We start from the raw sequence: 26,492 nt of genomic DNA on the forward strand, positions 1-26,492 counted from the left end.
GTTATGGAGTTGGTCTAGAGACCTTCCCCGCAAGGAGAGAAACATGTGGCTGATCGAGCTGAACATCGCCGGCCACCGGTTCACGCGCCAGGTGCCTGACAAGCGCAGGCAGCTGTTCGGCCGGGGCGCTCGTGCGCTGACGTGGCGGGGTAGCCACGTCCGTCAATCGCCCGCTGCCTGAATGACCCAGACGCCAACCGGTACCGCCCGCCGAGCCCGAGGCTCCACCCGCATCAAGATGCTGGTGAGTGCCGCCGAGGTGCTGCGCGAACGCGGTGCGGCCGGAGTGACCATCGACGAAGTGCTGGCCCGTAGCGGCGCTCCCCGCGGCTCGGTCTATCACCATTTCCCGGAGGGCCGAAGCCAGATCCTGCGCGAGGCCCTGGATTTCGCCGGCTACGAGATCAGCGCCAGCCTCGAGGACGCCGCCAAGGACAGCACCACGACGCTGCTTCGCCGCTTCGTCCAGCTCTGGGAAAATGCCCTTCTCACAAGCGATTACACCGCCGGATGCCCCGTACTGGCCGCTGCGGTCGGCTCGGGCGAGGATGAACACCAATTGACCGCGGTCGCGGGTGAGATCTTCAGCCGCTGGCGCGACGCCGCCAAGCAGTCCTACCTGCGGGACGGCTTCGAGGACGCCGAGGCCAGCGGGCTGGCCGACATCACCCTGTCCGCGATGGAGGGTGCGGTTGTGCTGTGCCGGTCGGTGCGCAGCCTGCAACCCCTGCACGACGTCACCGCCCAGCTGGAGTTTCTGATCAAGGCAAAAGAATTCGTGACGAAGTTCGGCGTGCCGACCCTCAACGCCTGAACTGCCAACGGGCACAGACGAAATCGCCATTCACACCGGTTTCGGCGAGCACCCACTCCGAGCGTATCGGCAACACCGGCGCGCCGGAACCCAGGCTGCACGGCGCGTACGACACGATCAACTCGTCCACCAGGCCCGCCGCGACGAACTGCGCGCCGACATCACCGCCGCCCATCACCCACACGTCGCGCTCACCGGCGGCCTCGACCAGCACGGGATGCAGGTCGGTGACGGTGCCGCTGAACACCGTGACCGGATGACCGTCGGCGATGATCTGCGGGCGGTGGGTGAGCACCCAGGTCGGCTGGCTGTACATCCACTCCCCTGGCTGATTGGCCAGCAGCCACTCGTAGGTCGCCGACCCCATCACCAGCGCGCCAACCCCGGTGTTGAAGGCCTCGTAGCCGAAGGGCCCGTTGACGTCGATCGCGCGGGAGGTCAACCAGTCCAGGCTGCCTGCGTCGTCGACGATGAAGCCGTCCAAGCTCGATGCGGTGAAGTACACGGTGGCCATGGGTGGTCAGTATGGTCGGGCCGTCCGACAAGGGTCGGGCCGCTGATGCTGGAATACACGGTGTGACGACGCCCGACCCATCCGCCGCCCTGCAGGACCCGGAAACCCCGGAAAGTGTCCTGACCAGGTTCGGCATCACGACGCTCGATGAGAACTTCACCGAGTTCACCGTGGTGGCGTCGATGCCGGTGGGCCGCCTGGTCAATCCGTTCACCGGACTGCCGACCGTCGGGCCGCTGGCCATCCTGGTCGACGATGTCGGGGGCCGGGCGAACTTCTACCGCCGTGGGGCGGGGCAATGGACGGTGTCCAGCGAACTGACCGTCGAGCTCAGTCCGGACGGGATCGATAGCCTTCTGGCCGCCCCCGACGAACCCGTCGTGGCCAGCAGCCGCCCGCTGGGCCCGCATGGCGCGACGCTGCTGGCAATCTGCACGCTCAGCCATCGCGGCAGCACGATCGGCGGGGGCACCGTGCGAACAGTCGCGATCACCAGCGGCCCGGACGGTCCGATTCAGCGGGGACCCGACATGCTGGTGCGCACACCGCAGACGTCGCTGGCCGACCTGATGGCGACCACCCCGGCTGAGTTGGAGTCGGATACCTACCGGTTGGCCCAGCGGCCCGATCCGATCATCAACAACCTCATCGGGATCGTGCACGGCGGGGTCAGCAGCGCCGGACTGGAGCTCGTGGCCTCCGCGGCGATCAACCACGAGCAAGCCGACCCACTGCGCACCGCGTCGATCCGGGTCAACTTCCTGCGGCCGTTCGTCGCCGGTGCCCAATCCCGCTACGAGGGAAGGGCATTACGGGTCGGCCGGAACTCCGCGATCGGGGATGCGCAGGCGGTCGGCGACGACGGCAAGGTGGCGATCCTTGCGCGGGTCACGGGATACCGGTAAGCACCATGACGGATAGCTTCGCGACGCTGTGTGCCAACGAACCCGAGCTGGCCGAACTGCGGGCATCGGTGCGCGCGTTCCTGTCCGCCGACCGCACCGAATTCGGTTGGCAGCCAAGCGTCGACGCGTGGCTGTCCAGCTGGGACGAGGGGTTCAGCGCGCGGCTCGGCGATGCCGGATTCCTCGGCATGACCATTCCGCGCGACTACGGCGGGCAGGGGCGCAGCCATCTGCACCGCTATGTGGTGACCGAGGAACTGCTGGCCGCAGGAGCGCCGGTGGCCGCACACTGGATCGCCGACCGCCAGGTGGCCCCCGGCCTGCTGGCCTACGGCTCCGAAGAACAGCGGCAGCGGCTGCTGCCCAGAATCGCTGCGGGACGGTATTTTTCGTCCATCGGCATGAGTGAGCCGCAGGCCGGTTCGGATCTCGCCGCGTCTGCCGCCAAGGCCACCAAGACCGACGGCGGCTGGCTGTTGTCGGGAACCAAGGTATGGACCAGCGGTGCGCACCTGGCTCATCAGGTCGTGGTGCTGGCCCGCACCAGCCCGGTGGACCCCGATCGGCGGCACGCCGGCTTCAGCCAGTTCATCGTTCCAACAGGTTCAGCGGGCGTGACGATCAGCCCCATCCCGATGATGTCCGGCGAACGCCACTTCAACGAGGTGACCTTCGACGAGGTGTTCGTCAGCGACGCCGACCTACTCGGCGAGATCGGCGCCGGCTGGCATCAGGTCACCGCAGAGCTGTCGTTCGAACGCAGTGGCCCCGAACGCATCCTGAGCACCGCCCCGTTGCTGACCGCGCTGGTCCGGCTGCTGGGCACCCAGGACGACCTGGACGACCACGCCGCCGCGGCCGTTGGCGACCTGATGGCCCGGGTCATTTCGCTGCGGCAGCTCTCGGTGTCGGTGGCCAGAGCGTTGGCCGCCGGGCAGTCACCGGTGAATGAGGCCGCACTGGTCAAAGATCTGGGCACCCGCTTCGAACAGGACTCGGTGGAGCTGGCCGCCGACCTGTTCTCATACGCGGCCGATACGCCAGAACGCACAGGGGTGGCCGCGCTGCTGGACATCGCGCGGTTGCACTCACCACTGTTCACGCTGCGCGGCGGAACCAACGAGGTGCTGCGCGGCGTGGTGGCACGGGGAATGGGGCTGCGGTGATGAGCGCTTGCGCGAAGAACGGACCGCCATGACGCGGGTGTTGACTGGTGGGGTGTTCGGACCCCTTGGCGGCACAGGCGAATTCGCCGAGCTGCGGCGGTTGGCCGAGGATATCGGCGCTCGGTCCTTCGACGAACGGATCGGCCACCGCGGTCTGCCCGACGAATTCGACGCCACCGCCTGGCGCCACCTGCAGGACGCCGGGCTGACCCGTCTGACCAGTGACCCCGAATCTGGTGGCGGTCCAAGAGAATTGGCATTGATCCTGCGCGCGCTGACCCGCCACGCCGTCACGGTTCCGCTGGCGGAGACCGACGTGCTGGCCGGTTGGCTCGCCGCCAAGGCCGGGCTCGAAGTCCCCGACGAGGGCCCGTTGACGGTCGCGATCGCGCCGGCCGGGGCGACGACGGTCCCGGGCGTGCCGTACGCCGCTGCCGCCGCCGCGGTGGTGCTGGCCCTGCGCGACGGCCCCACACTTCAGGTCGCGATCGCCAGTCCCGCCTCCATCGCCGCGGGGCACAACCTGGGCGGCGAGCCGCGCGACACCATCACCGTCGAAACACAAACGGAGTTCGTCACCGTCGACGGCGCAGCCGACGAGCTGCTGCGGCGCGGCGCATGGGCGCGCTGCGTGCAGGCGCTCGGCGCGCTGGACGCCGCTGTCGAGTTCTCGGTGGCCCACACTCGGGAACGAGAGCAGTTCGGCCGGCCGCTGAGCGCTTTCCAGGCGGTACAGCACACGCTGGCCTCGATGGCCGGCGAGGTGGAGCGGGCCCGAGCTGCCACCGAGCTGGCCGTCGCCGCCGTCGCCGACCACGGATTCGACAGCGCCCAGGCCGATTACGCCGTCACGGTGGCCAAGGTGGTCGTGGGTCGCGTCGTGCCCGTCGTGATCACCGCCGCCCACCAACTCCACGGTGCGATCGGCGTGACCCTCGAGCACCGGCTGTGGCTGGCGACCATGCGCGCCCGCGGCTGGATCGACGAGTTCGGCGACACCGCAACGCACGCCCGTCGACTGGGCCGGCTGGCCCTGGCCGCCGCCCGCGACGGCGACCCATGGGATTTCGTCGTCGGCTGCTACTGATCGACCACTTCTTGAGCGACGGTCTTGAGGATGTCGATGACCTGTGCGACGGCGGGACGCGCGGTGGCCCCGGCGCGGGTTACCGCCTCGATCCGGCGCGCGATGCGCAGTCCGCTGAGCGGTTTGCGGACAAGCGCTCGGGTGGTGTGAACATACCGAGGCAGCAGCGCTATGCCCAACCCTGCCGCAACGAGTTCCTCGACGACTCGGAAGTCGTTGACTCGCTGCATGATTCGTGGTCGGACGCCGGCAATGGTCGCCAGAGAACGCAGGACGTCGTCGACCATCAGGCCGCCCTCGACGCCGATCCAGGCTTCGTCGGCCAGTTCGCGTAGCTCGATGTGCTTGCTGCCGGCCAGCCGATGGTGTTCTGGCAGCAGGATTTCGAGAGGCTCGCGGAGTAGCGGAGTGGCCTCGATCCGGGGTCCCCATGGGTTGGTATCCCGCTCGTCGCGGTGGACCACGACGACGTCGAAATCGGCGAGCTGAGTCGGTGCGTTGATCGCAGGCTGGTCGATGTCTCGCCCCTGCACCTCGACGCCCACGGCAGCAGCTCGAGTGATGAGTCCCGCGAGCAACATTGCTGCCCCCGAAGGGAACATGGACACGCGCACACTGCCGCGCGGGGTGGACCGATAGGCATCCATGTCCGCCTGCGCCCGGTCGAGGGCGGCAAGAACCTCGTCGGCCCGGACGACCAGGGCGCGGCCGGCATCGGTGAGTCGCACTCGGCGCCCGTCGGGTTCCAGGAGCGGGACCCCAGCCTCGCGTCGCAAGATCTTCAGCTGTTGGGAAACCGCCGATGGCGTCAGTGACATCGCCTCGGCGACCGCGTGCACAGTGCCGCGTTCAGAGAGCTCGCGCAAGAGGCGCAACCGCACCACATCCATGTAGTGAATCTACCGGCTCAGTTCAGAATGTATTGCTTGTCTAATCAGTTGCGGCCGGGACACCATGCCGTCATGTACACCCACCGCCAGGTCGACGTGGCTCTGCTCGCCGTCGCCGTCGCCTGGGGATCGAGCTATCTGGCGGCCAAGGAGGTCGCCACCACCGAGAGTGTGTTCGGGTTTCTCGTCATCAGGTTCGCGCTGGCCGCGATCGGACTGATGGTCGTCCTCGGCACGCGACTGCGCCGCATCAACCGAGCCGAAATCGTGCTTGGCGGGCTGTTCGGGACGATCCTGGCCACCATCTTCACCCTGGAGACATTCGGGCTCACCATGACGTCGGCATCCAACGCGGGACTGATCATCTCGTTGACGATCGTCATGACTCCCCTGCTGCAGCGGTGGATTCGCGGCACGCGCCTTCCCGCGACCTTCTACGGCGCGAGCGTGGTCGCGGTCCTCGGAGTCGGACTGCTCACTCAACGCGCCGGATACGCCCGGCCCGGCCTCGGTGACGTCCTGATCCTGCTCGCCGCTGCGGCGCGCGCGGCTCACGTCATCGTGATGGCACACCTGTCCAAGGGGCGAGTTCTCAACCCCGCACGCGTCACTCTCGTGCAGATCTGCTTCTGTCTGGCGGTGTTCAGCACCGCCGCTCACGTCACCGGTCGAAGCGCCGGAGACGTCGCTGCCCACTTGTCGCGCCAAGGCTGGCTCATCACCGCCTACCTCGCGCTGGTGTGCACCGTCTTCGCCTTCGTCATCCAAGCGTGGGCGTTGCGCCGAACGTCGCCGGCACGAGTCAGTCTGTTGCTGGGCACCGAACCGCTGTGGGCGGCCGCCGTCGGCATAGTCGTCGCCGGCGACCCACTCACAATCATCGGTGTCGCAGGCGCCGTGCTGGTGCTCGGCGGGACGAACTGGGGCAGATCAGTGCTCACCCGGCGGCCGGCGCTGACCCCTCTCAGCGCCGAGCTCAGACCGGGATCACCGTGATCGACGCATCGAACGGGTTCGCGACGTAGAGGTGCGTCCCGTCGGGGCTGACCGCGAGGCCGGCCGCTGTGCTCCCCACGGTGATCGTCTTGATCACCGTCTTGGTGGCCGTGTTGATCACCGACACCGTGTTGTCCTGCTGATTGGTCACATAGGCCACGCTGCCGTCCGGGCTGACCGCGACGGAGCTCGGGGACGCGCCGACTGGAATCGTCGCGGCCGTCGTGTAATTGGCGGTGTTGATCACCGACACGGTGTTGGCAGTGAAGTTCGCGACGTAGGCGAAATGCCCGTCGGGACTGAACGCGATACCCGCAGCGCCACTCACCGGGATGGTCTTGACCACCGCATTGGTGGCGGTATTGATCACCGACACGTTGCCGCTCCCGGCGGTGCTCACCCAGAGCCGGGTGCCGTCGGGGCTGATCGCCACAGCCTGCGGTCCAGCTCCGGCGGCCGCGACACTCACGGCGGTGACCTGGTTGGTGGTGGTGTCGATCACCGACACCGTGTTCCCGTCGGCGACGGCGCCGTAGATCGTCACGTACAACTTGCCTGCCGACGGTGAGCCGGCCGGGCCGATCGCCGCGAAGAACGGGCCGGTCGCGATGACGATCGGGGCGGCCACCGTATTGCCGGGCAACGACACCGCCGACACCGAGCCAACCACGCCGCCGCTGTTCACCACGTAGAACCGCGTGCCGGTCGGGTCGAAGACGACACCGGCCGGTTTGGATCCGACAGGGATCGTGGCAATGACCTTGTTGGTCGCGGTGTCGACGAGTGACACCGTGCCGGCGACGTAGTTGGTGACGACCAGGCGGGTTCCGTCGGGGCTGACCGCAAAGCTGAAGGGGCCGTTGCCGACCGCGACGGTTTGCTTGGCCAGTGCCCACGGGTTGCCAACCGAGACCGAGACGGTCTGGCTGGCGCGTTGCACGCCGTTGATCGCGGTCACTTTCATCTTGACCACCATCCCGCCATCCGGTGCACCCAGCACGGTGGATTGCAGCGGCGTAAAGGTATAGCTGCCATCGGGATCCACGACGACGGTGCCGAGCTTGGGGTCGACACTGATCTGGTAGGTCACCGGCGAGCCCGCCGCAGTGGCGAACACGACCTGCCCGGTGACCACTCCGGTGAGGGCATTCGGCTGGCCCGTCACCACCGTCGTCATTCGGGGGATGCCGCCGGGATTGGCCGTGTCGGCCAGCCAGCGCGCCACCGAATACAACCCGAGCTGCCAGAGATTGCCACGGGCCGGGGTGGGCGTCGTCTGGTTCATCCCGCCCAGCGCGACCAGTGTCCTGACCGCACCGTCGACGGCCGACTGCAGCGGCGTTGTCGCCGCCTTCGCCGGCGCAACGACCGGTCGCTTCGCCGACAGCCGAACGGTGTTCGACGCTTTGGCCGGGGCCCGGTGACCCGGGGCCTTCGCCGCCTTCGCGGCCTTCGGGCCGGAGTGCGGCGCCGACGATGCGACGGACGCCTTGCTCGATCCAGCGTCTGCGTCGGCGTGGGCCACCGCTGTCCCGCCGATCAATGTCGCCGCTCCGATGCCCAACGTCAGCGCTCCAGCGCTCAACCAAACAGCCGTTTCCGAGCGCTGCGCAGCCAGTTTCTTGTCCATGCGACAAGTCAAGCTGTCCCGAGCTCGACGTTGCTCGGGAGATTTACCTATTTATGGCTGCGCCGAGCTAGCCGGGCTAGGTGCCGGTCCAGTTCGGCGCGCGCTTCTCGGCGAACGCGACTGCGCCCTCCCTGGCGTCGTTGGACGCGAAGACCGGCATCAGGATCTTGCCCTGTTCCTTCCACTGCTCCTCGGGAGACCAGGCGCGTGATTCGGTGATGATCCGCTTGGTGGCCGCCACTGCCAGCGGGCCGTTGACGGTGATCCGCTCGGCCAGTTCGATCGCGGCGTCCAGCGCATGCCCGGGCTCGGCCACCACGTTGACCAGGCCCAGTTCGTGGGCGCGGGTGGCGGACAGGTTCTCACCGGTCAGCGCCAGCTCCATGGCGATCTGGTACGGGATGCGCTGCGGCAGGCGAAGCAGCCCACCGCCGCCGGCCACCAGGCCACGCTTGACCTCGGGGATGCCGAAGGCGGAGTCACTGGCGGCCACGATCAGGTCGGTCGCCAGCGCCAGCTCGGTCCCGCCGGCCAGGGCATAACCCTCGACCGCGGCAATGAGCGGCTTGAGCGGCGGGCGCTCGGTGAAGCCGAGTCCCCGGCCCTCGGCCACCACGTTCTCGCCGCGGGCGAAGGCCTTGAGGTCCATGCCCGCGCAGAACGAACCACCGGCTCCGGTGACGATGCCCACTGACAGGCCGGCGTCGCCGTCGAGCTCGTCCATCGCGGCGGCCAGACCATTGCTGACCGCGGCATTGACGGCGTTCTTGGCTTTGGGCCGGTTGATGGTGACGATCAGGATGCGGCCGCGGCGCTCGGTGAGGACGGCGGGCTCTTCGGTAACGGCGTTTTCGGTCACGTCCGGAATCGTAACGATCGAGGCAGGGGGTCTTTATCATGGGTCAATCGCAGAACTTCCCGCGGACTTGGACCGCCGTACCGCTAGGCGGATCATCGGCGTGCTGGCTCTGGTCAGCCCGCTGGATCAGATCGCGTTCGACATCGGGGCGCCGGCGCTGCCGCTGATCGGTCGTCCTATTGCTCTCGGCATCGGTGCCGCGCAAGCATCGCTCAGAAGCCCACGCGCCGCTGGCCTCAGCGGCAGACTGAGCGGTGCGTCGATCGTCGTCAGCCCGGTACGATCAAAACTAGAACACGTTTCAATTCCTAGGAGGAACCGTGAGCTCCAGCGAGACGGAACGTACCGAATCGGCCAAATGGGACCCGGGGCTGGTGGAACGGACGATGGGCGTGCTGCGCCCGTTCCTCAAGCTGTATCACCGCAGTGAGGTCCGCGGGCTGGAGTCGTTCCCGGCCGGCGGCGCACTGGTGGTCTCCAACCACTCCGGCGGCCTGTTCGCGATGGACGTCCCCGTCTTCGCGCTCGGCTTCTACGACCATTTCGGGTATGACCGCCCCGTCTACACCCTGAGCCACGACCTGGTGCTGACGGGCCCGACCGCCAGCTTCTTCATCAAAAACGGCTTCATCCGCGCCAATCACGAGAACGCCGATGAGGCGCTGCGCTCCGGCGGTGTGGTGGTGGTCTTCCCCGGTGGCGATTACGACGTCTACCGGCCGACCCTGGCTCAGAACAAGATCGACTTCGACGGCCGCACCGGCTACGTGCGGGCCGCGATCAACGCCGGCGTGCCGATCGTGCCCACGGTGGCCATCGGCGGTCAGGAGAGCCAGTTCTACCTCACCCGCGGCACCGGGGTGGCCAAGCTGCTGCGGCTGGACAAGCTGTTCCGGGCGAAGATCCTGCCCATCTCGTTCGGGTTCCCGTTCGGGCTGAGCGCCGTCGTTCCGCTGAACGTCCCGCTGCCCACCAAGATCGTCGTCCAGGTGCTCGAGCCGATCCACATCACCGAGCAGTTCGGCGAGGACCCCGATGTTCATGCCGTCGACGCCTACGTGCGCGGTGCCATGCAGCGGGCGCTGGACGAGCTGGCCTCCCAGCGCCGCCTCCCGGTGATCGGCTGATGGATCTGCTGGCCCGGCTGACATCGGTCGGCGACGCGGTTGCCACGCTGGCCAAGGCCGGCTTCCTCACGCCGATGCGTCCGGACCGGACGGTGCGGATGGTGGCGGCCGCGCGCGCCGAGGGGCTGACGATCGCCACCGGGTTCGCGACGGCCGCCGCCCGCCGCCCGGACAGTCCCGGCCTGATCGACGAGCTGGGCACGCTGACCTGGCGCGAGCTCGACCAGCGAGCCCATGCCTTGGCCGCCGCCTTGCAGCAGCTGCCCGACGGCACTCCCGAAGTAGTCGGCATCATGTGCCGCAATCACCGCGGTTTCGTCGAGTCACTGATCGCGGCAACCCGCATCGGCGCCGACGTGCTGCTCCTGAACACCTCGTTCGCCGGACCCGCACTGGCCGAGGTGGTCGACCGCGAGCAGGCCGATGTCGTCATCTACGACGAGGAATTCACCGACTCGGTGGATCGCGCGCTGGTCGACCGACCGCAGGCCGCCCGCATCCTGGCCTGGACCGACGAGGCTGGATCTGATGTCGCCGGCCCAGCGGCTCCGGTCGACGCCCCCACCGTGGAAAAACTGATCGCCACCCATGCCGGGCAGCAGGCCACCAAGACCGACCGCAAGAGCCGGCTGATCCTGCTGACCTCGGGCACCACCGGAACTCCCAAGGGCGCCAAGCACTCCGGCGGCGGGGCCGGCAACCTCATCGCAATCCTGAGCCGCACACCGTGGCGCCTCGGTGAGACGACGGTGGTCGTCGCGCCGATGTTCCACGCCTGGGGCTTCTCCCAGTTGGTGTTCTCCTCGGCCATGGCGTGCACGGTGGTGACCCGCCGCAAGTTCGACCCGGCGGCGACGCTGGCTCTGGTCGACAAGTATCAGGCCACCGGATTGTGTGTGGTGCCGGTGATGTTCGACCGCATCATGGATCTCCCTGACGACGTCCGGAAGCGCTACAGCGGCCGCTCATTGCGGTTCGCAGCATGCTCGGGGTCCCGGATGCGGCCCGATGTCGTCACCGGGTTCATGGACGAGTTCGGCGACGTCATCTACAACAACTACAACGCGACCGAGGCGGGCATGATCGCCACCGCGACGCCGGCCGACCTACGGGTCGCGCCCGACACCGCGGGAAAGCCGGCCGCGGGCACCGAGATCCGCATCGTCGACGACGAGTTCGGCGCGGTCCCCACCGGTGAGGTCGGGCGCATCTTCGTCAAGAACTCCACCCAGTTCGACGGCTACACCACCGGCAGTACCAAGGACTTTCACGAGGGCTTCATGTCCTCGGGCGACATCGGCCGTCTCGACGAGGCCGGTCGGCTGTTCGTGGTGGGCCGCGATGACGAGATGATCGTCTCGGGGGGCGAGAACGTGTACCCGATCGAGGTGGAGAAGACGCTGACCGGGCATGCGGAGGTGGCGGAGGCGACGGTGCTGGGCGTCGACGACGAACAGTACGGTCAGCGGCTGGTCGCCTTCGTGGTGCTCGCCGATGGATCGAGCGCAGGCTCCGATGACCTCAAGGCCCACGTCCGGGAGAACCTGGCCAACTACAAGGTCCCGCGGGAGATCACCATCCTGGCGGAGCTCCCGCGTGGCGCCACTGGCAAGATCCTGCGTAATGAACTCATCGCTCGTACGTCTGACGGCTAAGCTACGACGCCCGCGCCCGCTGGCGCGCGCCATCGTCGAATTGACCAATGCCGCCAACGGGTTTCGCCCGCTGGGCCGCAAGGGCTACCGGACGATCGCGATGTTCTGGTTCGGCTGGCCGACCTCGGAACTGCCGCTGCTCTACCTGACCGGCTCGGTGCTGGACGCCGTCCGCCGCGGCCTGCGCGGGGATTTCCGGGGCAGGCGCGGGATCGCCGCCCTGGTGCTGACCGCCCTGTCGTGGCCGATCCTGGTGGTCATCCAGCGCCGGAATGTGACCACCCCCAAGCCGATACTGCGCGCCGCGCTGGTCGAGGGCCTCGGCGAGGACTACACCGACGTCCTCGACACACTGCCGAGCACGCCGTCATCGTCCGGGCGGCCGACGGCATGGCGGACCACCTGGTCGCGACGGCAGTACGTGGAGAAAACCAATATCGTCAGCTACGGGCCGCACGGCCGGGCCAACCTGGCCGACGTGTGGCGCCGCAGGGATCTGCCGCGCGACGGCAAGGCCCCGGTGCTGCTCGAGGTGCCCGGCGGCGCGTGGGCGATCGGCTGGCGCCGCCCGCAGGCCTACCCGTTGATGAGTCATCTCGCCGACCGCGGCTGGATCTGCGTGGCGATGAATTACCGTGTCAGCCCGGCACATAGCTGGCCGGACCACATCGTCGACGTCAAACGCGCACTGGCGTGGGTGAAGGAAAACATCGCCGACTACGGCGGCGACCCTGATTTCGTCGCGATCACCGGCGGGTCTGCCGGCGGTCACCTGGCCGCGCTGGCCGCGCTGACTCCCAACGATCCGGAGTACCAGCCCGGCTTCCCCGAAGCCGACACCTCAGTGGTGGCCGCGGTCCCGGTGTACGGCCGCTACGACTGGTTCACCGCCGACGGCGAGGGCCGCCGCGAGTTCATCGGCTACCTGGAACGGTTCGTGGTCAAACGGCAGTTCAGCAGATTCCGCGAGATCTACACCGCCGCCTCACCGATCCGCCGCCTTCGTGCCGACGCCCCGCCGTTTTTCATCCTGCACGGCGAAAACGACTCGCTGATCCCGGTCGGCGAGGCGCGCGAATTCGTCGAGCAGTTCCGGGAAGTGTCGCAATCACCGGTGCTCTACGCCGAATTACCCGGAGCCCAACACGCCTTCGACATATTCTCTTCACCGCGGGCCTACAACTCAGCCGATGCGGTCGGGCAGTTCCTCTCCTGGGTGTACGCCAGCAGGATGAAGAAGGAGCCTCGTGCGTAGACACCTCCGGCGGGTACGCGACGTCGGCCTGCGGCGGGTGGTGATCGCCTTGACCGTTCTGGCCGCGATCATCTCGGCCAGTCTCGGCGGGTACATCGTCAGCCGAGAGAGCACCAACCAGGAGACCTACTTCGGCGACTGGGACAACCCGAATCGGGTCGATGTCACGATGTGGATATCGCGTGTCGACGCGACCTCCCAGGCTCTCGCGGTGACCGTTATGGACATCCGGCCGCTGGGGTCGGTGGCCGACCCTCCCGGCACCAGCAGCTTCGCGCAGGATACGACGGTGGCGACCGAAGCGATCGGCACCTGGCGTGCCCAGATCAAAGGCGGCGATTCCGCGCCGGACATCGAACAAAAAGTCGAGGCGGTTGGCACCGTGACTGACTATCCGTTCGACCGTTACACCAGCCATCTCGAGGTGCACGCCACGGATGCCAACGGTGACGAATTACCCGTGGCCCTCACAGTTCTGAACACCGACCCGTTCTTCGGAATCACCGCTACCGAGCAAGCCCAGCAGGCCGGCGGGGCAGCGGCCAACCTCTCGATCTACCGGAGCATGCCCACCCTGATCTTCGCGGTGTTCGTCATGGTGCTGATGCTGGGCCTGGCGCTAGGCGCTGTGGTGGCGGCCTTTTACATCTTGCATTGGCGGCGCGGCCTGATCTTCCCGGCCTGTTCGATGATGGCGGCCATCCTGTTCGCCCTGATTCCGCTGCGCAATGCCGTACCCGGCAACCCACCGATCGGGTCGATCATCGACTTCGGGTCGTTCTTCATCGCCGAAGCCGTGATCTCCATGGCGTTGATCTCAAGCATCGTCTGGGGCTTCCGGCATCAGCGCAGTATCGAACGTGCCGAGAGCGAGAGCGAGACCGAGCCGGAGCCGATCGGACCCGCGGAAGAAGCACCCGCCGAGTGGCGCTAGGCCTGCGCCATGGCGGTCTCCACCACCGCTAGCTCACCGGAAAGCCCTGCCGCCACCCGGATTTCGGCAAACGCCGCGAGCATCGCGTCGGTGACTTCGTGTGGATCGCCAACGGTGGACCCGTCGCTGAGCACCGAGATGTTGAGCTGGTCGACGTAGCTCCACACGGTGATGTTCAACCCGCTGCCCGTCGTCAGCGGACCGACGGAATAGATCTCGGTGACCAGAGCGCCGCCGACCCTGCCGTGCTCGCGCGGGCCGGGCACATTCGAGATGGGCAGGTTCAGCACCTTGTTCTGGCCGTCCCTGGTGGACAACCACTTGAACAGAGCTTGCGCCGGCGCGGGCGGCAGATACGTCGACCACCGGCTGATCAGCTCCGGCCCGACGAGATGATGACCTTCCTTGGCCAACACCGCGGCATCGTGAGTCTGACGCACCCGCTCGAGTGGATCGGCGACATCCACGGGCACGGCCACCATCATGCCGGTGAAGAAGTTGCCCGACACCCGGTCCGGGTCGAAATTGAAACTCACCGGCACCGACGCCAACAGCGGGTGATCCGCTGCGCCGTCGTAGCGCAACAGCAGCGTGCGCAGCGCCCCGGCAGCCGTGGCTAGCACGAGGTCGTTGATCGTCACGCCGAGGGCCTTGCTGGTCTCCTTGAACTCGGCCAGCGCCAATGTCGCAGTGGCGAAACGTCGTTCGGGGCTGAGCATGTGGTTGATGAACGACGGCGGCGGGGTGAACGGCATGGTCAGTTCGGGCGACAGCTTGCGGGAACTCTTCCGCACCCGGCGAATTCCGTCGACGGTGTACTTCATCACGCTGGGCAGCCGCGATATCTGGCGCAGGTGGTCGGTGAACGCCGAGCGCACCAGTTCGCCGCGGGCTGGTGCGGGGTCGGTCGGAAACTTCAGGTCCGGATCGGGACCGCTGGTCAAATCCATCCCACGGGCCATCAGGTTGCCGGAGGCGACGCCGTCGGCCAGGGCGTGGTGAATCTTGCCGACGACGGCGATCCGGCCGTTGGCCAGACCTTCGACGAAATACATCTCCCACAGCGGGCGGCTGCGGTCCAGCGGAGTGCTGGCGATTTCACCGATCGCCTCGTCGAGCTCGCGGCGACCGCCCGGCTCACGCACTCGCCACGGGCGGATGTGGTAATCCAGATCGACGTCGCAGTTCTCCCGCCACATCGGGTGGTGGAATTTGAACGGAATGTTGACCAGTTGATAGCGGAACGGGTCGAGTTTGTAGAGCCGGCCCCGGATGACTTCACGGAACTCCTCGACGCCGAAGCTGCGGCTGCCGACGCCCTTCAGATCGATGACCGCCACCTTGAGGGTGTGCATGTACACATTGGGCGCCTCGCTGTACAACAGCACCGCATCCCAGCCGCGCAGTCTCTTCATCGCTGAACCCTCTTCACCCGGTGTGCCTCCCTGTCGGGGACCCTACAAGGGGTGGGGGCTCAGATCACCTCTTTGGTGGACATGAGGCTGCGGTCACGGCGAATCTGGTTGAGGAACAGCCCGATTGCGGTGGCAACCGAACCGGTGCGCGCACCGTCGGTCATGTCGAAACCATGACCGGCGCCGGGCAATTCGACGTAGCTGACCGCCGAGCGGGATGTCCCGCGCAGCCGCTCGACGAAGGACCGGGCCTGCTCGACGGGGATCACGCTGTCACCGGAGCCATGCACCACCAGGAAGGGCGGCGCCTTGGGATGGACCCGCGCGATCGGCGAAGCCTTACGAAACAGGTCGCCGTGGCGGCTCTGCTTCTTGTTGACGACCACGCGCTCCAGGAAGTCGACGAAGCGGGCGCGTTCCGGCGTCGAGCGGTCTTCCCAGTCGTAGCGGCCGTAGATGCCGACGACGGCGTCGACAGCGGTGTCCGATCCCTGCGGCAGGTGCGACTGGAACTCGGGGTCGTCGATGGTCAGCCCGGCCAGCGCGGCGAGGTGGCCGCCTGCCGAACACCCGGCCACGGCAACGAAATTGCGGTCGCCACCGAATCGGTCGACGTTGGCGCGGGCCCAGGCGATGGCCGCCTTGACGTCGTGGATGTGCTGCGGCCACCGATGATGCGGCGCAACGCGGTAATCGATCGACAGGCAGACCCAGCCCTTGGCGGCCAGGTGCGACATCAGGGCGTACCCCTGCAGAATCCGGCCACCGTGCACCCACGCACCACCGGGGAGGAACACCATGACCGGGGCGGGCTCGTCGGGCAGATCCTTGCGGCGCCAGACGTCGAGCAGCTGGGATGGGTCGTCGCCGTAGCGCACCGACGAGCGATACAGGTGCTTGCGGTGCTCCAAGGCGTTCAAGACCGGGGGCGTCCGCTCGGGCGCCGGCCACTCGATCTGCAGGTCCTCGGGGGCGACGACACCGCTGAGCCCGGCCTCGGACACCGCGCGCGTGCAGGCCCGCTGGGTCTTGCGGACCTCGCTCGCATCGGGGCCGAACCACGAACGCGTGGCCGCACCGACGAGCTCGGGCATCTGCCGAACACCCCAGACGCTCATCGCGGCCACGGCGCCCAGCGGCTCGAGATGCTTGCCGACGATCGGCAGCTGGGCGGAGGCCACGCTCATGGCCAGCAGGTAGTCAGCGGGACCGGCCTTCATCAGCCAGCGTGCTGTCGTCCACGTCATTGCGCGAGAATACCCCGCTTCACCGATGGCACACGACAAATTCTTCGGAATGTCCACTGCTTTGCTGGGGGCGGCGCACATCCGGCGCCCTCCAAGGCATACCGCCGCAATCGGCGTTTGCCCACACGCGTCAATTGTGCGTGTTAGTGACCAGCGTTACGGGCCAGATCGATAGCGAACTGGTTCACAAAGTGGCCCGGCCCCGGATCGCCCTGTCCGCATGATCCGTCGGAGTCACCAGGACGTTTGACCCACAGGAAGGCGTCGATGTGGCCGTTGCCGGTGGCCGTGGTGGGCTGGACGCCCAGCGCGCGGCCGCTCGGGTTGCACCAATACAATTCGCCGTCGGCCGGGCCATTGCCGTTACGCGATGTGTCGATCACGTAGGGCTTGCCGCCCGTCATCCCCGAAATCGCTTCGCCATAACCGATTTCCTCGTCGGTGGTGAAGAAGTTCGCGGTGTTGAGGCTGAAGCCCCGCGCGCGGTCGATCCCGACCTGGTTGAGCCGGTTGGCGATTTCTTCGGCGGGCAGCCAGCGCGAGTGCCCGGCGTCGACGTACACAGCAGCGGCCGGATCGCGGGTCAGGGCGCCCACGGCGTAGCTGATCAGGTCGAAGCGCTCCTGACGGGCGCTGCCCGATAGGCAGTCGGCCATATCGAGCGCGTCGGGTTCGAGGATGATCGTCACCGGTCCGCCGCCGATTTGGGAGGCGACGCGGTCGATCCACCCGCGGTAGGCGTCACCCGAGCCGAACCCGCCCGCCGCGAAACTTCCGCAGTCGCGGTTCGGCAGCGAGTAGATGGCCAGCATGGGCATCGCGCCGGCGGCCCAAGCACCGTTGAGATACGTGCTGACCGCGGCGGCCGGAACCAGGTTGTCGATGAAATACGCCTGCGGGGTGTTGGCGATGTAGGCCAACTGGGGATTGTCCGGATTGGCCCGCGAGGCCCGCATGGCCGCCGAGTTCGGATCGACGTAGAACGGCGACCCGCCGATCGGCGCGGCGTCGTCGGCCAGGCGTATCGCATGCGCGAAATGCGCCGGTTGAGGGGAGAGGATCATCCCGGCAACGACCGCAGCCGTCAGGAAGGGAGCGATCCACCGCGCGACCGCGCCAGCAGCTGAGGACATCACCGAAGAAAAGCTAGTGCCGGGGGTCGATAAACGCCAACTGGGCCATTACGGGCGTTCAGCCCCATGTCACGGGGTGAGCAGCACCTTGACGTGTTCGCCCGATCGGGCGGCGACGGCGGCGTAGCCCTCGGCGGCCTGGTCGAGGGACAGGTTCGTGGTGAAGATGCCGTCGACGTTGATGCGGCCGTTCTGCAGCAGTGGGATCAATTCGGGCCACGTCTGCTGGACCGGCGCCGTGGTCATCCGGAAGGTGATGCTGCGCAGCAGCCCGGTGAGCGCGGGGAACGGGTACGGGTTGAGGTTGTGCACCCCGACCACCGACACGGTGCCGCGGGCACGGACCGTGGCCAGGGCGTCGTCGAGGGTGGTGTCGTTGCCGACGGCGTCGATGACCGAATCGGCGCCGATTCCGCCGGTGGCCTCCATGACTGCCTGCGCCGCGGCCGGTGCGATAGCGGTGGCACCCAATTTCGCCGCCCGCTCCCGCCGCTCGGCGACCGGGTCGACGGCGAACACCCTTGCCGCACCGAGGAACAACGCGCTGCGCACGGCGCACAGACCGACCGCGCCGAGACCGATGACCACCGCGGTCCCGCCGAGGGGAATGTCGGCGCGCTGGGCGGCCGACCACCCGGTGGCCAGGTTGTCGGTGAGCAGGAGGGCCTGCTCGGTGTTGATGTTCTCCGGCATTTTCAGCAGCTGGAAGTCAGCGGCTGGCACGGCCATCAGTTCGGCCTGCGCTCCGCCGAGCACCCCGGAGCCGAAGACCTGCGGGCCCGACGCGCATTGGATCGGATCCTTGGTGGCGCAACCGGCGCAGGCACCGCAGCCGGCCACCGAGGACACGATGACGTGGTCACCGACCTTGACCGAATGCACATCCGACCCGACCTCGACGACGTTGCCGATGGCCTCATGACCCAGTGAGACGGGCTGAAACAGCGGGTAGTCACCTTCGTAGAAATGCAGGTCCGAGCCGCAGATGGCGGCCGCCGTCACCTCGACGATGGCCCCGGTAGGTCCCGGCAGCACCGGGTCGGGCACGCTATCAACCCGGACCGAACCTGGCGTGTCGATGAGCACCGCGCGCATGGCTTCCTCACTTCCCTTTTGTCACAACGAAGTTCGACCACTCGGGGTCGCGCACCGCATTCCAGTACACCGGCAGGCGCCACGGGCTCACGGTATGGATCTCACCGTCCGGGTTCTTGAAGTACGAATACTTGATCGACGGATGCGCCCAGACCATGGTGGAGATCTCGGCCTGATGCCGGCGATGCCACTCCTCGGTGGCATCCGTCGTCGGCTCAATTGCGTTCCAGCCGTTGTCGATTAGCTCCGCCAGGCAGGAGTTGATGTAGCGCATCTGCAGCTCGGAGTTGAAGATCAAGCTGCCACCGTGCGCCAGATGGTTGCCCGGGCCGTAGAGCATGAAGAAGTTGGGGAACTCGGGCACCGTGATGCCCAGGTAGCCCGCGGGCCGCTCACCCCATGCCGTCCGGAGATCTACTCCGTCGCGGCCGGTGATCTTCAGCGGGTAGAGCACCTCGGTGGCACGGAATCCGGTGGCGTAGACGATGACATCGACGTCGTGGGTCACTCCGTCGGCGGTGACCACGCTGTGCGGGGTGATGCGTTCGATCGGGGTGCGCACCAGCTCGACGTCGTCGCGCCGCAGTGTGGTGAGCCACGTTCCGTTGTCCTGCAACGTGCGTTTGCCGGTCGCGGGATAGTCCGGCAGCACCTTGGCCAGGAGGTCCTGATCGTCGCCGACCTGGGTGGTGATCCAGTCGGTGAACATCAGGCGCGCCATCGCGTTCATCTCGCTGACCGCGTAGTTCGGGTCGTCGGGGTGGGCATAGGCCGGATCCGAGCGCGCCGCCTCCAGGCCCTTGTCCGCCCCTGGCCACAGCACCAGGAAGCGGTACCAACGGTTGTAGTACGGAAGGTGATTCATCGCCCAGCGCACGCCGTCGGGGACGCTGTCGTGATACATCGGGTTGGGGAACATCCACTGCGCGGTGCGCTGGAAGACCGTCAGGTGCTCCACCTGGTCGGCGATCGCCGGGGCGATCTGGAAGCCGCTCGCGCCCGCGCCGATGAGCGCAACCCGCTTGCCGGTCAGGTCGACGGAGTGATCCCATGCCGCGGAGTGAAATGCCGGGCCCTCGAAGGTCTCGGCACCGTCGATGTCGGGGAACTGCGGCCGATTAAGCTGGCCCACCGCGGTGATGACGGCCTTGGCCTGGATGCTGCTTTCGGTGCCGTCCGCGCCGCGTACGACGACCTGCCAGGTGCCGTCGTCGTCGTTCCAGTCCGCCGAGACGACCTCGGTCTGCCAGCGGACGAAGGCTGCGAGTTCATGCCGGGCCAAGACGGATTCGAAATAGGCACGCAATTCTGGTTGTTCGGCGAAATAGTGCGACCAGTCGTTGCTCGGCTCGAAGCTGTAGCAGTAGAAGTGATTGGCAACGTCGACTCGGGCGCCGGGATAGCTGTTCTCCCACCATGTTCCGCCCGGACCGGCGTTCTTCTCGACGATGGTGAAGGGGATGTTGGCCTGTTTGAGACGGATGCCGGCGAGCAGACCCGATTCGCCGCAGCCGATCACGACCACCGGGAAGTCGGCAGCCGCCGCGGGATCGAGTGCAACGGGACGGCGCGGGTCGACATCCTCAAGGTCCATCTCCTCGAGGACCATCGGGCGATACTCGTCGTCCACGTGCTCACAGGCGGCGAAGTCCAGCATCTCCCCGATCAGCTCGGGACTGAGCGGCACCGGCCCCGGGCAGCCCCGGTCGCGGTAGTCGGCGATGACCGGCAGCGCGACCGCGCGGGCCCTGGCCTTGTCCTCCTCGGACATGAAGCCCTGGACTTCGTTGAGGAAGACGCCGGCCTGGCTGAACTCACGGATGAAGCGGGGATCACCGGTGATGTGCACCAGGGACAGCAACAGAGTGGGGACGCTGACCTGCTCCAACGCGGCAGCGATCTCGCCGTCGGAAGACGTGAACGGTTGCCCCGCATACGGATTGGTCGACATTGACGGTGTCCTCTCGGCGATCGGCAATTACGCTACTCGCAGTTCCGTAATTGCCGCCACCACGATACTGTCGGCACCGTCGTGGATCAAGGTCCTGTCCTAACCGGATCGCGCCGGATCCCCGGTTGCCATACTGGGCTGCGTGGCGACCACCGAAATCCATCCCGAACTGCGCAAAGCCGCGCGGCTCACCCCCCGCAAGCTCATTAACCCCCTGACACTGCCGGTCATCCGTCGGCTCACCCGCCTGCAGCGGGCCAGGACCGATAACGTCGACGTGCTGACGTTGGAGTCGGGCGTCGGCATCCGCCTCTACCGGCCCAGCGGGGTCGCGGCGACCGCCCCGGCGCTGCTGTGGATCCACGGCGGCGGTTACGTCATCGGAAGCGCCGCCCAGGACGATCTGCTGTGCCGCCGATTCGTCAAGGAGCTGGGGATCACGGTGGCCGCGGTCGACTACCGCCTGGCACCCGAGCACGCGTACCCAGCGCCGCTGGAGGACTGCTACACCGCACTGCAATGGCTGGCCAGGTTGCCCGGCGTCGACGCCGACCGGATCGCGATCGGCGGGGCCAGCGCCGGTGGCGGCCTGTGCGCCGCGCTGGCACTGCTCGCCCGCGACCGTGCCGGCGTGAAGCCGGTCTTCCAGCTGCTGGTCTATCCGATGATCGACGACCGCAGTGTGGGCAGCGATATGTACAACCCGGGGCATCGGCTGTGGGACGCCAGCAGCAACAAGTTCGGCTGGAAGGCCTACCTGGGCGGTGCCGATCCGGAGGTTGCCGCACCCGCGCGCCGGACCGATCTTGCCGGCCTGCCGCCGGCCTGGCTCGGCGTCGGAACATTGGACCTGTTCCACGACGAGGACCTCGTCTACGCGGACCGGCTGCGGGCCGCGGGTGTGCCCTGCCAAGTCCACGTGGTGCCCGGCGCGTTCCACGGGTTCGACGGAATTGTCGCCAAGGCCGACATTTCGACCGCGTTCTTCTTCAGCCAGTGCGACAGCCTGCGCGAGAGCTTCGGGGGCTGAATTCGATGTCGGCGGTGTTGACCACCGAGCAGCGGGATCTGGCCGCCGCGGCGGCCGATCTGATGGCCAAGCGCTCCCCCGAGGCGGAGGTGCGCCGGCTGATGGCCACCGACGTCGGTTACGACCCAGAGGTCTGGGCCGAGCTCGCCGCGATGGGCCTGCTGGGACTGGCGATTCCGGAGGCGCACGGCGGCTCCGGCGCCGGGGCGGTCGAGGTCGGTCTGGTCATGGAGGCGATGGGCCGGGCGCTGCTGTGCGCGCCGTACCTGTCGACCGCGGTGCTGACCACACAGCTGCTCTTGGCCCTCGGAGATGCCAAGGAGCAGGCCGATGTCCTGCCCCGCATCGCCGCGGGGGAGCTGATCGCGACGGTGGCGTTCGCCGAGCCGGGGTCGGCCCGCCCTCCCCTGGAGACGAAAACCGTCGCGCGCACAGCGGGTTTCGAGTGGCGATTGTGGGGCGCCAAGACCTATGTGCTGGACGCGACGATCGCCGGGCGTATCTACGTTCTGGCTGGCAACGCGATCTTCGCGGTCGAGCCCGACGCGCCAGGCGTGGACATCAGCGCACTGTCGACCGTCGATGCGACCCGCAAGCAGGGCCGGCTGGTCCTCACCGACACCCCGGCCCGACTGGTGGGCACGTTGGAAGACGGGTCCGCCGCACTCGACCGGGCGCTGGACTACACGTCGGCGGCGCTGCTGGGCGAGCAGGCCGGTGGCGCGATGCACGCGATGCGGATGGCGGCCGACTACGCCAAGACCCGATTCCAGTTCGGCCGTGCGATCGGGAGTTTCCAGGCGGTCAAGCACATGTGCGCCGACATGCTGCTGGACGCCGAGTCTTCGTTGTCGGCCGCTCGGCACGTCGCCGCGGCCTTCGATGCCGACGATCCTGGGCAGCTTGTGGATCTCGCTGCCGCACAGTCCTATTGCTCGGAGGCGTTCGTGTCGGTCTCGGCGAACACCATCCAGGTGCACGGCGGCATCGGCTTCACCTGGGAACACCCCGCGCACCTGTACCTGCGGCGGGCCAGGACCGACGCCGAGTTGTTCGGCGACCCGGCGTGGCACCGGGAACGCTACGTGCGACTGCGGGAGGCACAGTGACCGACAAAAGTGCAGCGACCAACGAAAGTGCAGCGACCGACGACGAGGTGCGCGACGAGGTCCGGCAGTGGCTGGCGGCCAACTGGGATGCCTCGTTGGACCGCAGCCAGTGGGCGCAGACGGTGTTCGACGCCGGCTGGGCCGTACCGAGCTGGGAGCCGCAGTGGTGGGGCCGCGGTCTCAGTGACCCGCAATCCCGCATCGTGGCAGCCGAATTCGCGGCGGCGGGCGCGCCAGGGACCGGCCACGACCGGGCCAACCTGTTCGCCTGCACACTGCATGACCTGGGGACCGACGAGCAGAAGCATCGGCTGATCCCGCCGTCCATTCGTGGTGAAACCAAGTGGTGCCTGCTGTATTCCGAGCCCGGCGCTGGATCGGATCTGGCCGGATTACGAACCCGCGCCGAGCGGGACGGTGACGAGTGGGTCATCGACGGCCAGAAGGTGTGGACGTCGTTCGCCAAGACGGCCGACTACGGCCTGCTGGTGGCCCGCACCGATTGGGATGTGCCCAAGCACAACGGAATCAGCTTCTTCATGTTCCCGATGCGCCAGCCCGGCGTCGAGATCCGCCCGATCCATCAGATCACCGGCGAGTCCGAATTCAACGAGGTGTTCATCTCCGGCGCCAGGGTGCCGGATGCGAATCTGGTGGGTGAACCCGGCGGCGGCTGGTCGGTGCTGCAGGTGGCGCTGTCCTATGAGCGGCGGCTGATGGGTGATCTGGCCCGTACATCACGCTCGGCCCGCAAGCCGCAGGCCGACGCCGACAGCCTGGTCGAGATGGCCCGCCGGGCAGGCAATCTCGACGATTCGTTCATCCGGCAGGAGATCGCGAGGGTCGAGTCGTACGCGGCGGTGAACCGGTGGAACACCCAGCGGGCCAAGGCCACCACTGATCGTGCCGAGGCCGCCACACTGCTGGCGCTTGGCAAGATCGCGATGTCGCGGATCCTGCACGAGACGGCGAAGGTGCAGACCCAGATCGCCGGTCCCGAGGCGATGTTGAGCGGGCCGGACAATCCGGTGGGCGATGCGGTGACGTTCCGCACCCTCAACGCGTACTTCACCTCCATCGGCGGCGGCACCGACCAGATCCAGCGCAATATCGTCGGCGAGCGTGTTCTCGGCTTGCCGAAAGAGCCCGAGCCGTATCGGAATACGGCGTTTCGGGAGTTGCCGACGTCGGGCTAGCCAGCGATTTCGGCGCGAAAACCGCCGCTGAGCGAACGAAAGCGCGCCGAAATCGCTAGGACAGGTGGCCGCCGATGGCGGTGGCGGTCACCAGGTCGGCGTCGAGGGTGTCGAGCACCTCAGCCGGCGGGGCGCCCAGCACACACAGATCCCCCGGCTGCCCCGGCTCGATGGTCCTGGGTACATCGGGGCGGTCCGGATGACCGATGAACATCGTCAGAGCCGTTGTCGCCGAGACGCATTCATCGGCATTCAGTACCCTGCCGGTGCCTGCGGTGCGGTGCACCGCGGCGCGCATCGCCGCCCACGGGTCGGCGCCGCCGAACGGCAGGTCGGTCGACAGCGCGACCCGCACCCCGGCCCGGACCAGCGACGCCAGCCGCCACAGCGCCGGCAGGTCGCCGGGATCGACGTCGGCTAGGTACTGGTCACCGCGTTCGGCGATGAAGTTGGGCTGAGTCACCACCAGCACGCCGAGGTCGGCGAGTTCGGCGATGGTGTCGCCGGGCACCACGGCGGCGTGCTCGATGCGGTCGCCCGGGCGGGTGCCCGCCGCGCGCAATGCGGCCAGGGTGACGACCAGTTGGCCGGCGGTCACGCAGTGTAAGGCGACGGCTCCGTTGTTGCGGTGCTGTCCGGCGATCCACTCGGTCAGCTCGTCGAGATCCAGCGAATCATCATGCAGGATGCGCTTTCCCGGGGCCAGCCAGTGCACCCCCTGCAGCAGTCCCCCGTGCCGGTGCTCCTCGGTCAGCGTGACGATGTCGTCGGCGCCGAGTCCCGGGGTGGCGTCGGTGACGCCGGTGACGCCGTAGCCGAGGAGCCGACGGCTGATCGCGGCCAGGTTGGTGTCGCGGCGCGCCACCGCGTCCGACCAGGTGTCGAAACTGCGCAGCCTGCCGTCCGGGTGATCGGGCAGGCCGACGGCGGCAAGGCCCGCCGAGTTCAGGAACCACAGCACACCGCTGCGGTGCTGAATACGCAGTGGCACAGCATCGTAGAGCTCGTCGAGCGCCGACCGGTCCAGTGGGCCCGAGGCGGATTCGTGGTAGCCGACCGCACGGATCCAGCCGTCGACACCGACCGGCGCGGCGGCCAATACCTGGGCGAGTTCGGCGCGGTTGTGGACCTTCGCCGGGCCGACCTGGACGGAATCCAGTGCGGCCGCTGCGGCCCGCAGGTGAACGTGATGGTCGTGGAGACCGGGTATCACGGTGCCGCCTGCGGCGTCGAATACCGTCTCGGCCAACCGCGGAGTCAGTGTGTCGGCGACCTCCTCGACCTGGGCGGTCACCCGGATGTCGGCGATCCGGCCATCGAGTAGGTGCGCCCGCTGGATCAGCATGCCATCGAATTCCTTTGTGCAACAAGTGCATCTACCGCGGCATTGTCGGAACCGAGCGCCGCGGCCGGCGCCGTGCGCGGCGGTGGGGCTGGCGGGGCGGCCGACGTCGAGGACTGCGACGGCGCGCTAGGCAGGATCGCGTAGGTCGCGGCGACAGCTGACATCGTCACTTCGATGGTCTCACCTCCGCCGCGACTCAGCGAATGCGCCACGGCCAGTGTCGATTCCATCCCGGTGAGCGGATCGGCGATGGCGTCGCCGCAGAACACCGGTCCGGTTTCGCCGGTGCCCACCAATCCGCCTGCCACCGCCGCGTCGTCGCCGAAGGCCGCGCGCTGCGAGTCGGGCCCGTGCCCGCTGATCCGCAGCCACACCCTGCCGTCGGGGCCGGGTAACGCTTCCGGACTCAGTCCCCGCCGAGCCAGCACACCGGGCCGCGAACCCTCGATGACGACATCGGCCGCCATCAGCAAGGCTCGCAGCCGACCGTAGTCGCGTTCGAAATCGGCGGCATAGGACAGCTTTCCGTGATTGATCCAGTCGAAGAACGTCGGTTCGCCGGCGCGCGTCCCGTCCGGGCGGGTCGGGCTCTCCACCTTGACGACGGTGGCACCCGCACCTGCGAGGATCTGCCCGCACAACGGGCCGGCCCACATTGAGGAAAGGTCGGCCACCAGCAGCCCCGCCGCCAAGCGGGGCGCGGCTCGGTTTCCCTGCGGGGTCACGCACGGCGGCGCTGCTGTCGTCTCACCGAGCCTTGCCGCAGGCAGACCCAGTAGCGCGGCCCGGCCGACGGCGTCACCGGCATCGCGCTGGGCGGCCCACCGCACGATCGTCGGCCAAGGGTCGTCGGGCACGGTGTCGGCCTCGACGAGGGCTGGCACGGCCGCGATGTCGTCGGCGCGCGAAAGGGTGAGTGCCCACCAACCGTCGCGAGTCGGCATCAGGCGGGTAGCGCCCCCGGCTGAGATGCGGCCGCGCCGGCGCAGTCCGAGTAGCGCGGCCCTGCCTGTCAAGGTGGTGCAGGCGTCGATCGGAACACCCAGGTGTTCGGTGAGTTCAGCGGCGACGGCATGGGCGCGGGTCAGCACGCCATTGCCCACCCAGTCGCTCCCCGAGCCGTCCACGTTGTCATTGTC

The 26,492-nt window shown here is 67.8% G+C and carries 24 protein-coding genes; 13 read left to right on the forward strand and 11 right to left on the reverse strand.

Going from position 1 to position 26,492, the window contains the following annotated elements; translation table 11 throughout:
* The first annotated feature begins 43 nt into the window (after positions 1 to 43).
* Positions 44 to 181 (forward strand): hypothetical protein, encoded by a 138-nt coding sequence (locus SLQ31_RS21250; RefSeq protein WP_319436025.1) that lies wholly within the window; start codon positions 44 to 46, stop codon positions 179 to 181.
* On the forward strand, positions 182 to 814 hold the full coding sequence (locus tag SLQ31_RS21255; protein ID WP_319436026.1) for a TetR/AcrR family transcriptional regulator: 633 nt from the start codon (positions 182 to 184) through the stop codon (positions 812 to 814).
* On the opposite strand, the gene SLQ31_RS21260 is transcribed toward SLQ31_RS21255, so the two are convergent.
* The gene (locus SLQ31_RS21260; RefSeq protein ID WP_319436027.1) at positions 804 to 1,328 is read right to left on the reverse strand and encodes a dihydrofolate reductase family protein; all 525 of its coding nucleotides are present in this window, start codon (positions 1,326 to 1,328) and stop codon (positions 804 to 806) included. The genes SLQ31_RS21255 and SLQ31_RS21260 overlap by 11 nt on opposite strands.
* 62 nt (positions 1,329 to 1,390) lie before the next feature.
* Between SLQ31_RS21260 and SLQ31_RS21265 the strand changes: the two genes are divergently transcribed.
* The 3 genes from SLQ31_RS21265 to SLQ31_RS21275 are packed head-to-tail and all read left to right on the forward strand — an operon-like array spanning position 1,391 to position 4,486.
* Entirely contained in the window at positions 1,391 to 2,233 is an 843-nt protein-coding gene (locus SLQ31_RS21265) for a PaaI family thioesterase (RefSeq protein WP_319436028.1), read from the forward strand.
* Positions 2,234 to 2,238: 5 nt separating this feature from the next.
* Positions 2,239 to 3,399, forward strand: a complete 1,161-nt coding sequence (locus SLQ31_RS21270; RefSeq protein ID WP_319436029.1) for an acyl-CoA dehydrogenase family protein — start codon at positions 2,239 to 2,241, stop codon at positions 3,397 to 3,399.
* A gap of 28 nt (positions 3,400 to 3,427) precedes the next feature.
* A complete protein-coding gene (locus SLQ31_RS21275; protein ID WP_319436030.1) occupies positions 3,428 to 4,486 on the forward strand; it encodes an acyl-CoA dehydrogenase family protein in 1,059 nt (352 codons plus the stop codon).
* Here the strand turns inward: SLQ31_RS21275 and SLQ31_RS21280 are convergent.
* A complete protein-coding gene (locus tag SLQ31_RS21280; RefSeq protein WP_319436031.1) occupies positions 4,480 to 5,376 on the reverse strand; it encodes a LysR family transcriptional regulator in 897 nt (298 codons plus the stop codon). The genes SLQ31_RS21275 and SLQ31_RS21280 overlap by 7 nt on opposite strands.
* Positions 5,377 to 5,448: 72 nt before the next feature.
* Here SLQ31_RS21280 and SLQ31_RS21285 point away from each other — a divergent pair, with 72 nt between their 5' ends.
* Complete coding sequence (locus SLQ31_RS21285) at positions 5,449 to 6,372, forward strand: DMT family transporter (protein WP_319436032.1); 924 nt, start codon at positions 5,449 to 5,451, stop codon at positions 6,370 to 6,372.
* Here the strand turns inward: SLQ31_RS21285 and SLQ31_RS21290 are convergent.
* Together SLQ31_RS21290 and SLQ31_RS21295 are read right to left on the reverse strand one after the other, a co-directional pair.
* Positions 6,353 to 8,002 (reverse strand): YncE family protein, encoded by a 1,650-nt coding sequence (locus SLQ31_RS21290; RefSeq protein WP_319436033.1) that lies wholly within the window; start codon positions 8,000 to 8,002, stop codon positions 6,353 to 6,355. The two genes, SLQ31_RS21285 and SLQ31_RS21290, sit on opposite strands and share 20 nt — an antisense overlap.
* Positions 8,003 to 8,078: 76 nt before the next feature.
* Positions 8,079 to 8,861 carry a crotonase/enoyl-CoA hydratase family protein gene (locus SLQ31_RS21295; RefSeq protein WP_319436034.1) on the reverse strand — a complete coding sequence of 261 codons (783 nt, stop codon included), beginning with the start codon at positions 8,859 to 8,861 and terminating at the stop codon, positions 8,079 to 8,081.
* Between the two features lie 386 nt (positions 8,862 to 9,247).
* Between SLQ31_RS21295 and SLQ31_RS21300 the strand changes: the two genes are divergently transcribed.
* From SLQ31_RS21300 to SLQ31_RS21315, 4 genes are read left to right on the forward strand one after another with little or no spacing between them, the layout of a single operon-like run.
* A complete protein-coding gene (locus SLQ31_RS21300; RefSeq protein WP_413642734.1) occupies positions 9,248 to 9,988 on the forward strand; it encodes a 1-acyl-sn-glycerol-3-phosphate acyltransferase in 741 nt (246 codons plus the stop codon).
* Positions 9,988 to 11,643: an acyl-CoA ligase FadD12 gene (fadD12, locus tag SLQ31_RS21305; RefSeq protein WP_319436036.1), complete on the forward strand. Its 1,656-nt coding sequence runs from the start codon at positions 9,988 to 9,990 to the stop codon at positions 11,641 to 11,643. The genes SLQ31_RS21300 and fadD12 overlap by 1 nt, the downstream gene beginning before the upstream one ends.
* Entirely contained in the window at positions 11,612 to 12,898 is a 1,287-nt protein-coding gene (locus SLQ31_RS21310) for an alpha/beta hydrolase (RefSeq protein ID WP_319436037.1), read from the forward strand. Before fadD12 ends, SLQ31_RS21310 begins: the two co-directional genes overlap by 32 nt.
* The gene (locus tag SLQ31_RS21315) at positions 12,891 to 13,832 is read left to right on the forward strand and encodes a DUF4436 family protein (RefSeq protein WP_319436038.1); all 942 of its coding nucleotides are present in this window, start codon (positions 12,891 to 12,893) and stop codon (positions 13,830 to 13,832) included. Before SLQ31_RS21310 ends, SLQ31_RS21315 begins: the two co-directional genes overlap by 8 nt.
* Here the strand turns inward: SLQ31_RS21315 and SLQ31_RS21320 are convergent.
* The 5 genes from SLQ31_RS21320 to SLQ31_RS21340 form a co-directional block, all read right to left on the reverse strand.
* Positions 13,829 to 15,247: a wax ester/triacylglycerol synthase family O-acyltransferase gene (locus SLQ31_RS21320; protein WP_319436039.1), complete on the reverse strand. Its 1,419-nt coding sequence runs from the start codon at positions 15,245 to 15,247 to the stop codon at positions 13,829 to 13,831. The two genes, SLQ31_RS21315 and SLQ31_RS21320, sit on opposite strands and share 4 nt — an antisense overlap.
* Positions 15,248 to 15,306: 59 nt before the next feature.
* Positions 15,307 to 16,494 carry an alpha/beta hydrolase gene (locus tag SLQ31_RS21325; protein ID WP_319436040.1) on the reverse strand — a complete coding sequence of 396 codons (1,188 nt, stop codon included), beginning with the start codon at positions 16,492 to 16,494 and terminating at the stop codon, positions 15,307 to 15,309.
* 143 nt (positions 16,495 to 16,637) lie between these two features.
* Positions 16,638 to 17,627, reverse strand: coding sequence for a glycoside hydrolase family 6 protein (locus tag SLQ31_RS21330; protein ID WP_319436041.1), 990 nt, complete (start codon positions 17,625 to 17,627; stop codon positions 16,638 to 16,640).
* 69 nt (positions 17,628 to 17,696) lie between these two features.
* Positions 17,697 to 18,722, reverse strand: a complete 1,026-nt coding sequence (locus SLQ31_RS21335) for a zinc-binding dehydrogenase (RefSeq protein ID WP_319436042.1) — start codon at positions 18,720 to 18,722, stop codon at positions 17,697 to 17,699.
* Positions 18,723 to 18,729: 7 nt separating this feature from the next.
* A complete protein-coding gene (locus tag SLQ31_RS21340; protein ID WP_319436043.1) occupies positions 18,730 to 20,673 on the reverse strand; it encodes an NAD(P)/FAD-dependent oxidoreductase in 1,944 nt (647 codons plus the stop codon).
* A 142-nt stretch (positions 20,674 to 20,815) separates the two neighbouring features.
* Here SLQ31_RS21340 and SLQ31_RS21345 point away from each other — a divergent pair, with 142 nt between their 5' ends.
* Genes SLQ31_RS21345 through SLQ31_RS21355 form a run of 3 tightly spaced genes read left to right on the forward strand, consistent with a single transcriptional unit; the run spans position 20,816 to position 24,008 of the window.
* On the forward strand, positions 20,816 to 21,703 hold the full coding sequence (locus SLQ31_RS21345) for an alpha/beta hydrolase (protein ID WP_319436045.1): 888 nt from the start codon (positions 20,816 to 20,818) through the stop codon (positions 21,701 to 21,703).
* A gap of 5 nt (positions 21,704 to 21,708) precedes the next feature.
* Positions 21,709 to 22,812, forward strand: a complete 1,104-nt coding sequence (locus SLQ31_RS21350) for an acyl-CoA dehydrogenase family protein (protein ID WP_319436047.1) — start codon at positions 21,709 to 21,711, stop codon at positions 22,810 to 22,812.
* On the forward strand, positions 22,809 to 24,008 hold the full coding sequence (locus tag SLQ31_RS21355) for an acyl-CoA dehydrogenase family protein (RefSeq protein ID WP_319436049.1): 1,200 nt from the start codon (positions 22,809 to 22,811) through the stop codon (positions 24,006 to 24,008). Before SLQ31_RS21350 ends, SLQ31_RS21355 begins: the two co-directional genes overlap by 4 nt.
* A gap of 55 nt (positions 24,009 to 24,063) precedes the next feature.
* Here the strand turns inward: SLQ31_RS21355 and SLQ31_RS21360 are convergent, their stop codons facing one another.
* Together SLQ31_RS21360 and SLQ31_RS21365 are read right to left on the reverse strand one after the other, a co-directional pair.
* Positions 24,064 to 25,353 (reverse strand): amidohydrolase family protein, encoded by a 1,290-nt coding sequence (locus SLQ31_RS21360; RefSeq protein WP_319436050.1) that lies wholly within the window; start codon positions 25,351 to 25,353, stop codon positions 24,064 to 24,066.
* Positions 25,347 to 26,480: a CoA transferase gene (locus SLQ31_RS21365; RefSeq protein WP_319436051.1), complete on the reverse strand. Its 1,134-nt coding sequence runs from the start codon at positions 26,478 to 26,480 to the stop codon at positions 25,347 to 25,349. The genes SLQ31_RS21360 and SLQ31_RS21365 overlap by 7 nt, the downstream gene beginning before the upstream one ends.
* Between the last annotated feature and the right edge of the window lie 12 nt (positions 26,481 to 26,492).

The sequence above is a fragment of the Mycobacterium sp. RTGN5 genome (genome assembly GCF_033804465.1).
Classification (GTDB): Bacteria; Actinomycetota; Actinomycetes; order Mycobacteriales; family Mycobacteriaceae; genus Mycobacterium.